This window comes from Geodermatophilus sp. CPCC 205761 (assembly GCF_051383655.1).
GTDB lineage: Bacteria > Actinomycetota > Actinomycetes > Mycobacteriales > Geodermatophilaceae > Geodermatophilus.
Genome location: NZ_JALPKQ010000001.1, coordinates 244,851 through 259,570, shown reverse-complemented (window position 1 = coordinate 259,570; position 14,720 = coordinate 244,851). Strand labels below are relative to the sequence as shown.

Sequence of the window (14,720 nt, the reverse complement as noted above, 5' to 3'; positions counted from 1 at the left end):
CGCACCCCGCACGACCTCCCCGTTCCCCGCGCCGTGTCGCGCCGTCCTGCGCGCCCGCGAACCACTCCCCGGATCCGGAGTCCAGCCCCGTGAAGACCCTCATCCTGCTCGCCCTGGTGGGCCTCGGTGCCCAGCTCGTGGACGGCAGCCTCGGCATGGCCTACGGCGTCACGTCGACCACGCTGCTGCTCGCCATCGGCACCAACCCGGCCGCCGCGTCGGCCACCGTGCACCTCGCCGAGATCGGCACGACGCTCGCGTCGGGCCTCTCGCACTGGAAGTTCGGCAACGTCGACTGGAAGGTCGTCGCCAAGATCGGTGTCCCCGGCGCGGTCGGCGCCTTCCTCGGGGCGACGGTCCTGTCCAGCCTGTCGACCGAGGTCGCCGCCCCGGTCATGTCGCTGATCCTGCTCACCCTCGGCATCTACCTGCTGGTCCGCTTCACCCTCCGCGGGGTGGACCGCCGGCACCTGGGCAAGCCGATGCGCAAGCGCTTCCTCGGCCCGCTGGGCCTGGTGGCCGGCTTCGTCGACGCCACCGGTGGCGGCGGCTGGGGTCCGGTCGGCACCCCGGCGATCCTGGCCAGCGGCCGCATGGAGCCGCGCAAGGTGATCGGCTCGATCGACACCTCCGAGTTCCTCGTCGCGCTCGCCGCCAGCCTCGGCTTCCTCCTCGCCCTCGGCTCCCAGGGCATCAGCCTGCTGTGGGTCCTGGGCCTGCTCGGCGGCGGGCTGGTCGCCGCACCGATCGCGGCCTGGCTGGTCCGGCACGTCCCGCCGCGGATGCTCGGCTCGCTGGTCGGCGGCGTCATCGTGCTGACCAACACCCGCACCCTGCTGCGCAGCGACTGGATCGACGCCCCCGACCCCGTCCGCTACGCCGTCTACGCCGTCATCTACGCCATCTGGGCCGCCGCGGTCGTCCACTCCTTCCGCGAGTACCGCAAGGACCGCGTGCAGGAGTCGGCCGACGCCCTCGCCGCCGAGGCCGCCAGGCTGCGGGACGAGATCGAGCTGCCGGCCGACGCGGCGGACGCCGCCGACCTGGGCCGCAACCTCTCCGCGGGCGGTCGCCCCAGCGCCCCGACCGACTGAGCAAGGACCCCCTGCCCCCCACCGTGGAAGGACCCCGTCCTCCTCACCGCGCTCGCAGGCTCGCGGCGAGCCTCTGGACGGGGCCACGGCGGGACCCTGCAGGGGGCCGCGAGAGGCCCCGCCCGGCACCCGCCGGGCGGGGCCTCTCGCTGTCGTGCTCCCCAGCTCGCGGTGGCCCATCCCCCCTGGTTGGGGCGTTCCTCCCGCCTGCGCCGGTCCGTACACATGGTCGTGTGGCAGAGATGACGACGTCCCCGCGGGGACGCGGCGCGCACCGAGGAGCCGGCCGGTGAGGACCCTGACCCTGCTCGCACTGGTCGGCCTCGGCGCGCAGCTGGTCGACGGCAGCCTCGGCATGGCCTACGGCGTCACCTCCACGACCCTGCTGCTGGCCCTCGGCACCAACCCGGCCGCCGCGTCGGCCACCATCCACCTCGCCGAGATCGGCACGACGCTCGCGTCGGGCCTCTCGCACTGGAAGTTCGGCAACGTCGACTGGAAGGTCGTCGCCAAGATCGGTGTCCCCGGCGCGGTCGGCGCCTTCCTCGGGGCGACGGTCCTGTCCAGCCTGTCGACCGAGGTCGCCGCCCCGGTCATGTCGCTGATCCTGCTCACCCTCGGCATCTACCTGCTGGTCCGCTTCACCCTCCGCGGGGTGGACCGCCGGCACCTGGGCAAGCCGATGCGCAAGCGCTTCCTCGGCCCGCTGGGCCTGGTGGCCGGCTTCGTCGACGCCACCGGTGGCGGCGGCTGGGGTCCGGTCGGCACCCCGGCGATCCTGGCCAGCGGCCGCATGGAGCCGCGCAAGGTGATCGGCTCGATCGACACCTCCGAGTTCCTCGTCGCGCTCGCCGCCAGCCTCGGCTTCCTCCTCGCCCTCGGCTCCCAGGGCATCAGCCTGCTGTGGGTCCTGGGCCTGCTCGGCGGCGGGCTGGTCGCCGCACCGATCGCGGCCTGGCTGGTCCGGCACGTCCCGCCGCGGATGCTCGGCTCGCTGGTCGGCGGCGTCATCGTGCTGACCAACACCCGCACCCTGCTGCGCAGCGACTGGATCGACGCCCCCGACCCCGTCCGCTACGCCGTCTACGCCGTCATCTACGCCATCTGGGCCGCCGCGGTCGTCCACTCCTTCCGCGAGTACCGCAAGGACCGCGCGCTGGAGTCGGCCGACACCCTGGCCACCGAGGCCGCCGAGCTGCAGCGCACCGTCGCCGCCCGCTGACGCCGGCCGCAACTCAGCGGGCGGCGAGCAGGGCCGCCTCCAGCTCGGCGGGCAGGCCCGGGCGAGGCAGGCCGTGCGGGGGCGGCGGGAGCTCCTCGACGGTCCGCAGCCAGGCCCACGTGTCGGCGACGGACTCCCGCAGCGGGCGGCTCGGCAGGCCGAGCTCACGGGCCCGGGTCGTGTCGACGTCCCACGCGGTGCGGGCGATCCCGGCCGGCAGCCACAGGGGCAGGTGCAGCCAGGGCTCCACCCCCGCGGCGACCAGGTCCGCCTCGGGCACCGGCACCCACTCCGCGTCGCCCCCGGTCACCTCGCGGCACAGCTCGAGCAGCCCACCGAGGGTGGCCATGCCGGCCGGTCCGGTGGCGTTGACCGCCCCGGGGACCCCGCGCTCGGCCATCCCGACCAGCCAGCCGGCCAGGTCGCGCGCGTCGACCGCGGCGATCGGCTGGTCCAGCGCATCGGGGACGACGACCGGTCCTCCGCGCGCGATCCGCTGCAGCCACCAGCCCAGCCGGTGCACGCGGTCGTGCGGCCCGACGATCAGCCCCGCCCGCGCGGTGAGGAACCGGTTCCCGAGGGCGGCGCCGAGCTCACGCTCGGCGCAGGCCTTGACGGGGCCGTACTCGTCGTCGTCGGTGGTCCAGGTGGGCTCGCGGTCCTCCGGCCCGATGGGGCCGGGCGGCCAGTTCGCGTAGGCGTTGAGGCTGCTGACGAAGGCGTAGCCGCGGACGTTCCCGAGGACGGCGGCGGCGTTGCGGGCCGCGGCCCGGGACTGACACGAGGTGTCGACCACCAGCTCCGGCGCCCAGCCGTCGAGCGCCGCCGGCAGCGCGGCCGGGTCGTCCCGGTCGCCGCGCAGGGACCGCACCCCCTCCGGCGGCGCCCCGGACACGCCGCGGGTGAACGCGGCCACCTCGTGCCCGCCGGCCAGCGCCGCCGTCGCCACGTGCCGGCCGAGGAAGTGGGTGCCGCCCAGGACCAGGAGTCGCATGCGGCCAGCCCACTGCAGCCGCTCCCCCGCCGTCCAGCCGGTTCGCGACCGGCGTAGGGATCGCTAGACCGCCCGCGTGTAGGGCTCGCCGGGCACCTGGGGCAACGGCGTGGACCGCGCGGCCGCCATGACCATCTGCGGCGAGCTGGGCAGCCCGCGGCGGGTGCACAGCCGCAGCGCGCGGGCGCCGGTGATGACGTCGGTCTCGGGCGGGACGACGAGCAGGTCCGCCCGCCGCGTGCCGCCGTGCCAGGTCAGGCAGACGACGCCGGAGTCCATGCTGCGGAACCCGCCGGTGCGCACCACCCGGCCACCGACGACGACCTTGCGGGCGACCGGGGACCAGGCCTCCAGCGGGTAGGTGAACCGCTCGACCCGCAGGCCGCGCCGGTCGAGCGCCGCGATCAGCTCGGGCAGCTCGACGGCGAGGTCCCGGCTGCGGGGGAACCATGCGCCGTCGAAGGGGTGCTCGCCGGACCCCACATCGCTGCGGAGGCTCACCCGGACGTCGATCCCGCCCCGGTGCCCCTCGGCCGCCAGCGTCTGCAGGGTGGTCCTCATCAGCGTCACGCCTCTCGTCGTCGACCTCCGGGCCCACCGCACACGGGCCCGAGGAGAACGTAGGAGGTGGGGGGCGCGCGCCGGGCCGAGCGGCCGGTGGGCGGGTCGCCGTCCACCGGCCGGTCATCACCGCAGGTCACGGGCTGATCACGACGCCCCGCCGTTGATGATCATCGCCGGGTGGCTGTCCGACACGCCGTCGGCACCCACCACCCGGCGATGATCAACGGGCGTCGCGCCTCAGTGGGTGAGGGCGAACACCGTGGTGCTGTCGTAGACCTCCCCCGGCCGCAGCTCGGTCGACGGGAAGTCCGGCTGGTTCGGCGAGTCCGGGAAGTGCTGGGTCTCCAGCGCGAGCCCGTCGCCCTGCCGGTAGATCGACCCGCCGGTGCCCACCAGCGTCCCGTCGAGGAAGTTGCCCGAGTAGAACTGGATGCCCGGCTCGGTGGTCGAGATCGTCAGGGTCCGGCCGCTGTCCGGGTCGTGCAGCACGGCGGCCTCCTCGAGCGCTTCCTCGGCGTCGGAGCCCTCCCGGTCGCCGTCGTCGGTGCGGTCGAGCGCCCAGTTGTGGTCGTAGCCCTGCCCGAACAGCAGCTGCTGGTCGTTCTGGCGGATCCGCGCGCCGATGGCGGTGGGCTCGCGGAAGTCGAACGGGGTGCCGGCCACCGGCGCGATCTCGCCGGTCGGGATGAGCGTCTCGTCGACGGGCGTGAACCCGCTCGCGTTCAGCTGCAGCTCGTGGTCGTAGATCGACCCCGAGCCCTCGCCGGCCAGGTTCCAGTAGGTGTGCTGGGTCAGGTTGACGACGGTCGGGGCGTCGGTGGTGGCCTCGTAGTGCACCGTCAGGCGCGACTCGGCGTCCAGGCTGTAGGTGACGGTCGTGGTGAGGGTGCCGGGGAAGCCCTGGTCGCCGTCGGGGCTGACCAGCCGCAACTGCAGCGCCGCGACGTCGCCCTCGCTGACGTCGGTCGCCTCCCAGACCCGGTCGTCGAATCCGTCGGGGCCGCCGTGCAGCGTGTTCGGGCCGTTGTTGAGCGGGAGCTGGTACGTCTCGCCGTCGAGGGTGAACGAGCCGCCGGCGATGCGGTTGCCGTAGCGGCCGATGAGGGAGCCGAAGTAGGGGTCGTCGTCGGAGACGTACCCCGCCAGGTCGGGGAAGCCGAGGACGACGTTCTCCACGTCGCCGGAGGCGTCGGGCACCTCCAGCGTCTGGATGACGCCGCCGTAGGTGAGCACGCGCAGCGTCATCTCGCCGTTGGCCAGGGTCCAGCGCTCGACGGCGGTGCCGTCGGGAGTGCTGCCGAAGGGCTCGACGCTCGTGCTCGGGGCGGCGGCCGCGCCGGCCGGGGACGCGAGACCGGCGGCGAGCAGGCCGGCGCCGAGCGCGGCCACGAGGGTCCCGCGGCGCCGTCGTCCGCCGGTGGCCGGGTGGGTCGGGGTGGGCTGTCCAGGCATGGGGGCTCCGATGTCCGTGGCGGTCCACCGGCGTCGTCGCGCGGTGGCAGGGGCACCGCAGGAACCTGGAGAGGGGATGGGAGGCGAGTGCCCCGAGAAGCGGTCCTAGGACGATCAGGAACCGTAGGGAGGTCGCCGGACAGGTGTCAACGGCGACCTCCGGACGATCATCGCGCCCCGACCCTGATCCCGCCCGGGGCGGGGAGGAGGGTCCTCCCTCAGACGGGCTTGGGCTTGCGGTTCTTCGCCTTGCCGCGCTCGGTCTGGTCCAGGACCACCTTGCGGATGCGCACGGTGGCCGGGGTGACCTCGACGCACTCGTCCTCGGCACAGAACTCCAGCGCCTGCTCCAGGTTCAGGATGCGCGGCGGGATCAGCCGCTCCAGCTCCTCGGAGGTGGACTTGCGCATGTTGGTGAGCTTCTTCTCCTTGGTGATGTTCACGTCCATGTCGTCGGGACGCGAGTTCTCACCGACGATCATGCCCTCGTACACGTCGGTGCCGGGCTGGACCATCATCGAGCCCCGCTCCTGCAGCGAGAACATCGAGTACGTCGTCGCCAGGCCCTGCCGGTCGGCGACCAGCGAGCCGGTCGGCCGGGCGCGCATGTCGCCCAGCCACGGCTCGTAGCCCTCCAGGTTGTGGTTGAGGACGCCGGTGCCGCGGGTCTCGGTGAGGAACTCGGTGCGGAACCCGATCAGTCCGCGGGACGGGACGATGTACTCCATCCGCGCCCAGCCGGTGTCGTGGTGCACCAGGTTCTCCAGCCGCCCGCGACGGACCGCGAGCGCCTGGGTGAGGGTGCCGACGTACTCGCCCGGGGTGTCGATGGTGACCCGCTCGACCGGCTCGTGGAGCTTGCCGTCGATGGTCTTGGTGACGACGGTCGGGCGGCCGACGGTGAGCTCGAACTCCTCGCGGCGCAGCTGCTCGACGAGGATGGCCAGCGCCAGCTCGCCGCGGCCCTGCATCTCCCAGGTGTCCGGGCGCTCGGTGGGCAGCATCCGCACCGAGACGTTGCCGACCAGCTCCTGGTCGAGACGGTTCTTGATCAGCCGGGCGGTGAGCTTCTTGCCGGAGCGGCCCGACAGCGGCGAGGTGTTGATCCCGATGGTGATCGAGATGGACGGCTCGTCGACGGTCAGCGGCGGCAGCGGGCGCGGGTCGTTCGGGTCGGCGAGGGTGTCGCCGATCATGATGTCCTCGATGCCGGCGATGGCCACGAGCTCGCCGGGCCCGGCGCTGTCGGCCGGGGTGCGGGTGAGCCCCTCGGTGACCAGCAGCTCGGTGATCTTGACGTTCTTGATGGAGCCGTCGGTCCGGCACCAGGCGACCTGCTGGCCGTTCTTCATCGTGCCGGAGTGGATGCGCAGCAGCGCCAGCCGGCCGAGGTAGGGCGAGGCGTCGAGGTTGGTGACCTGCGCGCGCAGCGGCTCCTCGGCGTCGTACTCCGGCGGGGGGATGGTGTCGAGCAGGGTCTTCACCAGCGGCGAGAGGTCCGGGCTGTCCGGGCTGGTGCCGTCGGCCGGCCGGGTGAGCGAGGCCTGCCCGGTCTTGCCGTTGCTGTAGACGATCGGGAAGTCGAGGTTGTCGACGTCCATGCCGGAGTCCTCGAGCAGCTCCATGAACAGCTCGTAGGTCTCGTCGACGACCTCGGCGATGCGGGCGTCGGAGCGGTCGGTCTTGTTGACCACGAGGATCACCGGCAGCCGCTTGGCCAGCGCCTTGCGCAGCACGAAGCGGGTCTGCGGCAGCGGACCCTCGGAGGAGTCGACCAGCAGCACGACGCCGTCGACCATCGACAGGCCGCGCTCGACCTCGCCACCGAAGTCGGCGTGCCCGGGGGTGTCGACGATGTTGACGACGACGGGGTTGCCGTTCTCGTCGGCCAGGTGGATCGCGGTGTTCTTGGCCAGGATGGTGATGCCGCGCTCGCGCTCGAGGTCCATCGAGTCCATGACGCGGTCCTGCGTGGAGTCGTTGTCCGTCCCCTCGCCCTTGGCGCGCCCGAGGGCACCTGCCTGGCGGAGGAGGGCGTCGACCAGGGTGGTCTTGCCGTGGTCGACGTGGGCGATGATCGCCACGTTGCGCAGGTCGTCGCGGGTGGGCATGCGGAGAGGCACCTCGGGAGAGCTCAGGGGTTCGGCGCGTCCACGCGCCCAGACACCAGGGGTAACGGCCGCCGGCCCGGCGACCTTCCCACTCTAGGCGCTCAGCGTGCGACGGCGTCCGGCTGCGGGCGGTCGGCCACGGCGAACGCCACCCCCGCGGCGGCGATCGTGACCAGACTCACCGCCAGCCAGGCGGCCATCCCCACCCCGAGGGCGAGCACGTGGGCCAGCACGAAGGCGCCCACGTAGAGCGCCCCGAGGCCCAGGGCCACCGCCCAGCCGCGCCGCTGCACCCACAGCCAGGCCGCGGCCAGCCCGCCGAGGGCGAAGACCGCGCCGCCCAGCGCCCGGACGCCGGTGCCCTGCGCGACACCGAAGCCGGCCGCCAGCCCGACGGCGACGAGGAGTGCGGACGGGAAGCGGGTGCGGGCACGGGTGAGCGTGGACGTCGTCATGACGTCCAGTCTCCCCGATCCGCGCGAGGGCCCCGGACGCGCGCGGCGTCCAGGGCCCTCGGCGCGGCCCCTCTGCAGGGTCCCGCGCCGAGCTTGCGAGGCGTGGGGGGCAGAGGGGTCCTCTTTCAGGCGGTGCGGAGCACGGCCTCGATCTCGAGCTCGACGGTGATCTTGTCGCCGACGACGACACCGCCGCCGTCCATCGGCATGTCGATGTCGACGCCGTAGGCCTTGCGGGAGATCTCGGTCGTGGCGCTGAAGCCGGCGCGCGTGCCGCCGTAGGCGTCCGGCCCGAAGCCGTTGAGCTCGAGCTCCAGGGTGACGGGCTTGGTGGTGCCCTTGATCGTCAGGTCGCCCTCGATGGTCCAGTCGGCACCGTCGGTGCGGACGGAGGTCGAGCGGAAGGTCATCTCGGTGTGGTTGCCCACGTCGAAGAAGTCGGCGGAGCGGATGTGCGCGTCACGCTGCTCCTGACGGGTGTCGATCGAGTCCATGTTCACCGTGGCGGTGACGCTGGACTGCGTCGGGTCCTCGGCGGTGACGATCTCGCCGGAGAACTCGCGGAAGTAGCCGCGGACCTTGCTCACCATCATGTGGCGGACGGAGAAGCCGACGGTGGAGTGTGCGGCGTCGATGTCCCACGTGCCGACGACGTAGCCCGGGATCTGGGTGACGGTGCTGGTCATGATCAGTCTCCAAGTGATTGAGCGTTTGACGTTCTGCCCGTCGACAGCGTAGTTGAGGGCTCATCTATTCCGCCAGTAGGCTGGGGGCATGACCGCGCACGTGTCCCTCGCTCCCCAGGACCCGGCCCCCGAGCCGGGTCGCCCCGCCGGGGAGCCACGCTGGCTCGACGCAGACGAGCAGCGGGCCTGGCGCGCGTGGCTGTACAGCTCACAGCTGCTCCAGGACCGCCTCGACCGCGAGCTCACCCACGAGACCGGGATCTCCCACGCCTACTACGAGATCCTCGTCGCCCTGTCGGAGACCCCCGAGCGCCGGATGCGGATGAGCGAGCTCGCCGACACCTGCCTGTCCTCCCGCAGCCGGCTGTCGCACGCGGTCTCCCGGCTGGAGGAGCGCGGCTGGGTGCGCCGGCAGGTCTGCCCGGAGGACGGGCGCGGGCAGCTCGCCGTCCTGACCGACGAGGGGTTCGCTTCGCTGGAGGCCGCCGCGCCCATCCACGTCGAGAGCGTGCGCACCCACCTGTTCGACCAGCTCAGCCGCGAGCAGGTCGAGGCGATGCGCGACCTCGGCGAGACGCTGCTGCGCCACCTCGGCCCCCGCTGACCTCCCCTCTCGATGGAGTGGATCCGCGGGTGTGACGCCCACGGATCCACTCCATCAGAGGACGTCGGGGGGCGGGGCCGGCCAGCGGGGGACGCCGGCGACCGGCCCGTCGCCCAGCGGCGCGGCGAACCGCGGGAGCCGCCGCTCCAGGAACGAGGCGACCCCCTCGGCGGCGTCCGGGCCGGCGCCGAGCTCGGCCAGGGCCCGCGACTCGGCCCGGTGCGCGTCCCACGGGGAGGCCGCACCGAGCATCGACCACAGCAGCTGCCGGGCTGCCCCGACCGCCACCCCGGAGGTGTGGTCGGCGATCTCCCCCGCCAGCTCCAGCGCGGCGGGCAGCAGCTCGGCGTCGGGGACGACGCGGGAGACCAGCCGGCCGCGCAGGGCCTCGGCGGCGTCGAACACCCGGCCGGTGGCCACCCACTCCATCGCCTGGCTGATGCCGACCACCCGCGGCAGGAACCACGTCGACGCCGCCTCCGGCACGATGCCGCGGCGGGTGAAGACGAAGCCGAAGCGGGCCGACTCGCCCGCGATCCGGACGTCCATCGGCAGCGTCATCGTCGCGCCGATGCCGACCGCCGGGCCGTTGACCGCGGCGATCACCGGCTTGCGCAGCCCGGCGAAGGGCAGCGACGCGATGCCGCCCCAGTCCCGCGGGACGCCGTCCACCGTGCCGCGCGGGACCGGGTCGGGGGCCGACCGGTCGGCGAAGGTCCCGTGGCCGGCCCCGAGGTCGGCACCGGCGCAGAAGGCCCGGCCCGCGCCGGTCACCACCACCACCCGGACGGCGTCGTCGGCGTCGGCCGCCGCCGCGGCCGCGGCCAGCTCGCCGGCCATGACCGTGGTGAAGGCGTTGAGCCGGTCGGGGCGGTCGAGGGTGATGGTGGCGACCCGGTCGGCCACCTCGTACCGCAGCTGGGTGGGGGTCATCCGAGGGCGCCGGCGACCGCCAGCCGGGCGACGGCGTCCAGGTGCTCGGCCGCATCGCCCAGCAGCAGCCGGTCGACCTTCGCCCGCCGCCAGTACAGGTGCGCGTCGTGCTCCCAGGTGAACCCGATCCCGCCGTGCACCTGGATGCAGGTCTCGGCGGCCCGCTCCAGCACCTCGGCCGCGTGCGCCTTGGCGGCCGCGGCGGCCAGCGGCAGTTCCCCGGGCGCGGCGTCGGCGGCCCACGCCGCCCACCAGACCAGCGAGCGCAGCTGGTCCACGCCGACCCAGGCGTCGACCAGCATGTGCTTGACCGCCTGGTAGGAGCCGATCCGGCGGCCGAACGCCTCGCGCTGCTGCGCGTACTCCACCGCCAGCTGCACCGCGCGGTCGGCGGCACCGAGGTCCTCGGCGGCCAGCACCACGGCGGCCACCCGGCGGGCGTGCGCCCAGAGCGCGGCGGCGTCCTCGGCCAGGACCCGGCGGGAGGTGAGCCGCACCGAGGCCAGCCCGCGGGTGGCGTCCATCGGCGGGCCGGCCGTCGCCTCCCCCTCGCCGACGACCAGCGCGCCGTCGTCGAGGCCGAGGAAGAGCGTCGCCGCGGCGGCGTCGAGGGACGGCGCCGACCCGGTCACCGGCCCGTCGAGGACGGCGAAGCGCGCCGACCCGTCGGCCAGCTGGGCCGCGAGCTCGGGCGCACCGGCCAGCAGCACCGCCGCCCGCGCCGCGGTGACCAGCGACGGCCCGGCCAGCACCGCCCCGCCCTGCTCGGCGACGACGGCCAGGTCGAGCAGGCTGCTCCCCGCCCCGCCCGCGGACTCGGGCACCGTGATGCCGAGGAAGCCGATCGCGGCCAGCGCGTCGGAGCCCGGGGCGACTGCGCCGCCCTCGAGCGCCGCGCGGGCCGCGGCCGGGGACGCCGAGCCGCGGTAGAAGTCGCGGGCGCCGTCGGCGGCGGCGCGCTGGTCCGGTCCGAGGTCGAAGTTCACCGCCGGCCCCCCGCGAACGGCGCGTCCTTGTCGCTGCGCGGTTCCGGCGGCAGCCCGAGCACCCGCTCGCCGAGGATGTTGCGCAGCACCTGGTCGGTGCCCCCGGCGATCGCCAGGCCGGGCAGGTACCCCTGGCTGCGCTGCCAGGTGTCGTCGCCGTCGGCGGCCGCGGCGTACACGGCGTCGTCGCCCAGGAGCCGGACGCCGGCGTCGGCCACCAGCCGCGCCGCCGCCGTGCCGGCCAGCTTTCCGGCGCTCGCCTCGGCCCCGGGCAGGCCGCCCTGGCTGAGCACGGTGAACCGCCGGTAGCCGGTGTAGCGGGTGGCCAGCGACGCCACGACCGCGCGGCCCAGGGCCTGCCGGGCGAGCACCTGCCGCTCGGCGTCCAGGCGCGGCAGCCGGTCGCGGGCGTGCGCCACGAGGGTCTCCACCGGGACGCCGAGGTCGCCGCCGGCCCCGCCGATGGCCACCCGCTCGTTCATCAGGGTGGTGAGCGCGACCCGCCAGCCCTCACCGGGCTCGCCCAGCCGCTCGGCGTCGGGGATGCGGACGTCGTCGAAGAAGACCTCGTTGAAGCCGGCTGAGCCGACCATCTGCCGCAGCGGCCGGACGGTCACCCCGGGGGCGTGCATGTCGACGACGAACATCGTGAGGCCGGCGTGCTTGGGCCGGTCGGGGTCGGTGCGGGTGAGCAGGATGCCGTGGTCGGCGACGTGCGCCAGCGTCGTCCACACCTTCTGGCCGTTGACCACCCAGTCGTCGCCGTCGCGGACGGCGGTGGTGCGCAGCGCGGCGAGGTCGGAGCCGGCCGCCGGCTCGCTGAACAGCTGGCACCAGACGTCCTCGGCCCGCAACAGGCGGGCGAGGTAGCGCCGCTTCTGGTCGTCACTGCCGTGCGCGATGACCGTCGGCCCGCACATGCCCAGGCCGATGTGGTTGATCAGCACCGGCACGCGGGCACGGGCCAGCTCCTGCGCGACGATGGCCTGCTGCACGAGGGTGCCGCCCTGCCCGCCGTACTCGCGGGGCCAGGTCACGCCGACCAGCCCGGCCTCGGCGAGCACCCGCTGCGTGCGGCGCAGCCCGGCCTCGTGCGTGCGCGCGTCGACCGCCTCCTCGCCCGGGACCACGTGCAGCAGGTCGGCGGCGTGCTCCTCGAGCAGCGCGCGGACCGAGGCGCGGTAGGCCGCCTCGTCGGAGGTGTCGTCGAAGTCCACGGGCGGCGCCTTCCCTCGTCGGTGGGACGGCGGCAGCGTGACAGCGGTCACCCGGACCGGTCAACGGTGACTGTTCGGGCGACGCGCCCGGCCCTACGCTCGCGCGGTGACCGCCGACCCCGCCGCGCCGGCCGGGACGCGCTCCCGCTCCGAGCGGACCGCCGACAGCCGCGCGCTGATCCTCGACGCGGCCGTCGCCTGCCTGGTCGAGGACGGGTACGCCGGCGCCTCCACCCTCGCCGTGCAGGCCCGGGCCGGCGTCTCGCGCGGGCGGCTGCTGCACCACTTCCCCTCCCGCGCCGAGCTGCTGGTGGCCGCCGCCGAGCACCTGTCCACCACCGTGCTGGCCGACGTCCAGCGGCGGGCGGCGGCGCTCATGGCCGACCAGCCGGCCGGCCGCGAGCGGGTGGACCGCGCGATCGACCTCATGTGGGCGACCTTCCAGGAGCCGCCGTTCTGGGCGGCGGTCGAGCTCTGGACGGCGGCCCGCACCGACCCCGACCTCCGGGCGGCGCTGCGGGCCGAGGAGCGGCGCCTGCGGGCGGCGATCCGTGCGGTGGCCGACGGCATCTGGGGCCCGGAGGTCGCCGCGGCCGAGCTCTACGCGGAGCTGTGCGAGCTGCTGTTCACCAGCATGCGCGGTGTCGCCATCGTCTACGCCTTCGAGGACCGCCCCGCCGCCACCGACCCGCACCTGGCGCTGTGGAAGCGGCTGGCCGCCCGGATGCTGTTCGAGCGCGCCGAGGGGTGACACCGCGCCCCGGCGCGGCCAGCATGACGCGGATCACACCGAGGCAGGAGGCGCCCGTGAGTGTCGAGATCCCCCGGCTGCTCGGCCTCGGCATGACCATGGCCGACCAGCTGGCCCGCTGGGCGCGGAAGACGCCGGAGACGGTCGCGCTCCGCTTCGACGGCACCGGCCGCACCTACGCCGAGCTCGACGAGCGGGTCACCCGGCTGGCCCGCGCGCTGGCCGACCGCGGGGTGTCCGCCGGCGACCGGGTGGCCGTGCTCGCGCTCAACGCGACCGAGGTCTGGGAGACCTACCTGGCGGGGGTGCGGCTGGGCGCCGTCGTCGTCCCGGTCAACTTCCGGCTGGTCGCCGACGAGGTCGCCTACGTGCTCACCGACAGCGGTACGACCGCGATGGTGGTCGACGCAGCGATGGCCGAGCTGGCGGCCAAGGCGCGCGAGCAGGCGCCCGGCGTGCGCACGGTGCTGACCATCGGCGCGGACTACGAGGCGGCGCTGGCCGCGGCGGGCGCCGAGCCGCTGGACGTCGACGTCGACGAGGACGCCGGCGCCTTCATCATGTACACCTCCGGCACGACGGGCCGGCCCAAGGGCGCCGTCCTCACGCACCGCAACCTGCTGCTGCACGCCTTCAGCCAGGTCGCGCACCTCGGCACCGGCCCGGCCGACCGGGTCGCGGTCCCGGGTGCGCCGCTGTTCCACATCGCCGGGCTGGCCGGGGGGCTGCCGCCGCTGCTGCTGGGCGGCACCCACGTCGTCCTGCGCTCCGGCGGCTTCGACCCGGTGGCGACCCTCGACCTCATCGAGCGGGAACGCGTCAGCAGCATCTTCCTGGTGCCGGCGATGTGGGCCGCGGTGTGCGCCGTCCCGGGCATCGCCGACCGCGACCTCTCCTCGCTGCGCCGGATCTCCTGGGGCGCGGCACCGGCGTCCACCACGCTGCTGCGCACGATGATCGACACCTTTCCGCAGGCCGAGGTGGTCACCGCCTTCGGCCAGACCGAGTGCAGCCCGGTGACCTGCCTGCTGCGCGGCGAGGACTCGGTGCGCAAGATCGGCTCGGTCGGCACGCCGATGCTCAACGTCGAGATCCGGGTCGTGGACGAGGCGATGCGCGACGTCCCGCAGGGCGGGGTGGGCGAGATCGTCTACCGCGGCCCGCTAGTGATGAAGGAGTACTGGGGCAAGCCGGAGGCCACCGCCGAGGCGTTCGCCGGCGGGTGGTTCCACTCCGGCGACCTGGTCCGGCAGGACGAGGAGGGCTACGTCTACGTCGTCGACCGCAAGAAGGACATGATCATCACCGGCGGCGAGAACGTGTACTGCGCCGAGGTCGAGGACGTGCTGGCCGGGCACCCGAAGGTCGGCGAGGTCGCGCTGATCGGCGTCCCGGACACCCGCTTCGGCGAGGCCCCGCTGGCCGTCGTCGCGCCGCGGGACCCGGCCGACCCGCCCACGCCGGCCGAGCTCACCGCCTGGTGCCGGGAACGGCTGGCGCACTACAAGAACCCGAGGGAGTACTCGATCGTCGCCGCACTGCCGCGCAACCCCAGCGGGAAGGTGCTCAAGACCCGGCTGCGCGAGGAGCACTCCGCCGGTTCCCTGGTCGCCGAACCCGTCGTGTGAAGCGGAGTCGCCCGGTGCCGGGA

The 14,720-nt window shown here is 74.4% G+C and carries 14 protein-coding genes; 5 read left to right on the top strand and 9 right to left on the bottom strand.

What is annotated here, in order from left to right; genetic code table 11:
• Window positions 1-89 precede the first annotated feature (89 nt).
• Both MY526_RS01320 and MY526_RS01315 read left to right on the top strand, forming a co-directional pair.
• Window positions 90-1,094, top strand: a complete 1,005-nt coding sequence (locus MY526_RS01320) for a sulfite exporter TauE/SafE family protein (protein WP_436691398.1) — start codon at window positions 90-92, stop codon at window positions 1,092-1,094.
• Window positions 1,095-1,383: 289 nt separating this feature from the next.
• On the top strand, window positions 1,384-2,316 hold the full coding sequence (locus tag MY526_RS01315; protein WP_436691397.1) for a sulfite exporter TauE/SafE family protein: 933 nt from the start codon (window positions 1,384-1,386) through the stop codon (window positions 2,314-2,316).
• A gap of 13 nt (window positions 2,317-2,329) precedes the next feature.
• On the opposite strand, the gene MY526_RS01310 is transcribed toward MY526_RS01315, so the two are convergent.
• The 6 genes from MY526_RS01310 to MY526_RS01285 all read right to left on the bottom strand — a co-directional run bounded on the left by MY526_RS01310 (window position 2,330) and on the right by MY526_RS01285 (window position 8,578).
• A complete protein-coding gene (locus MY526_RS01310) occupies window positions 2,330-3,310 on the bottom strand; it encodes an NAD-dependent epimerase/dehydratase family protein (protein WP_436703046.1) in 981 nt (326 codons plus the stop codon).
• A gap of 63 nt (window positions 3,311-3,373) precedes the next feature.
• Window positions 3,374-3,871: a DUF5994 family protein gene (locus MY526_RS01305; RefSeq protein ID WP_436691395.1), complete on the bottom strand. Its 498-nt coding sequence runs from the start codon at window positions 3,869-3,871 to the stop codon at window positions 3,374-3,376.
• A gap of 240 nt (window positions 3,872-4,111) precedes the next feature.
• Window positions 4,112-5,326: an aldose epimerase family protein gene (locus MY526_RS01300; protein ID WP_436703045.1), complete on the bottom strand. Its 1,215-nt coding sequence runs from the start codon at window positions 5,324-5,326 to the stop codon at window positions 4,112-4,114.
• 218 nt (window positions 5,327-5,544) lie between these two features.
• Complete coding sequence (typA, locus tag MY526_RS01295; protein ID WP_436691393.1) at window positions 5,545-7,437, bottom strand: translational GTPase TypA; 1,893 nt, start codon at window positions 7,435-7,437, stop codon at window positions 5,545-5,547.
• Between the two features lie 101 nt (window positions 7,438-7,538).
• Entirely contained in the window at window positions 7,539-7,892 is a 354-nt protein-coding gene (locus MY526_RS01290) for a hypothetical protein (RefSeq protein WP_436691392.1), read from the bottom strand.
• A gap of 125 nt (window positions 7,893-8,017) precedes the next feature.
• On the bottom strand, window positions 8,018-8,578 hold the full coding sequence (locus MY526_RS01285; RefSeq protein WP_436691391.1) for a YceI family protein: 561 nt from the start codon (window positions 8,576-8,578) through the stop codon (window positions 8,018-8,020).
• Window positions 8,579-8,666: 88 nt separating this feature from the next.
• Between MY526_RS01285 and MY526_RS01280 the strand changes: the two genes are divergently transcribed.
• On the top strand, window positions 8,667-9,182 hold the full coding sequence (locus tag MY526_RS01280) for a MarR family winged helix-turn-helix transcriptional regulator (protein ID WP_436703044.1): 516 nt from the start codon (window positions 8,667-8,669) through the stop codon (window positions 9,180-9,182).
• 54 nt (window positions 9,183-9,236) lie between these two features.
• Here the strand turns inward: MY526_RS01280 and MY526_RS01275 are convergent, their stop codons facing one another.
• The 3 genes from MY526_RS01275 to MY526_RS01265 are packed head-to-tail and all read right to left on the bottom strand — an operon-like array spanning window position 9,237 to window position 12,318.
• Window positions 9,237-10,115: an enoyl-CoA hydratase-related protein gene (locus tag MY526_RS01275; protein WP_436691389.1), complete on the bottom strand. Its 879-nt coding sequence runs from the start codon at window positions 10,113-10,115 to the stop codon at window positions 9,237-9,239.
• On the bottom strand, window positions 10,112-11,101 hold the full coding sequence (locus MY526_RS01270) for an acyl-CoA dehydrogenase family protein (RefSeq protein WP_436691388.1): 990 nt from the start codon (window positions 11,099-11,101) through the stop codon (window positions 10,112-10,114). The genes MY526_RS01275 and MY526_RS01270 overlap by 4 nt, the downstream gene beginning before the upstream one ends.
• Window positions 11,098-12,318, bottom strand: a complete 1,221-nt coding sequence (locus MY526_RS01265; RefSeq protein WP_436703043.1) for an acyl-CoA dehydrogenase family protein — start codon at window positions 12,316-12,318, stop codon at window positions 11,098-11,100. The genes MY526_RS01270 and MY526_RS01265 overlap by 4 nt, the downstream gene beginning before the upstream one ends.
• A 106-nt stretch (window positions 12,319-12,424) precedes the next feature.
• On the opposite strand from MY526_RS01265, the gene MY526_RS01260 reads away from it, so the two are divergent.
• Complete coding sequence (locus tag MY526_RS01260) at window positions 12,425-13,069, top strand: TetR/AcrR family transcriptional regulator (protein WP_436691386.1); 645 nt, start codon at window positions 12,425-12,427, stop codon at window positions 13,067-13,069.
• Between the two features lie 56 nt (window positions 13,070-13,125).
• The gene (locus tag MY526_RS01255; protein WP_436703042.1) at window positions 13,126-14,697 is read left to right on the top strand and encodes a long-chain-fatty-acid--CoA ligase; all 1,572 of its coding nucleotides are present in this window, start codon (window positions 13,126-13,128) and stop codon (window positions 14,695-14,697) included.
• Window positions 14,698-14,720 lie beyond the last annotated feature (23 nt).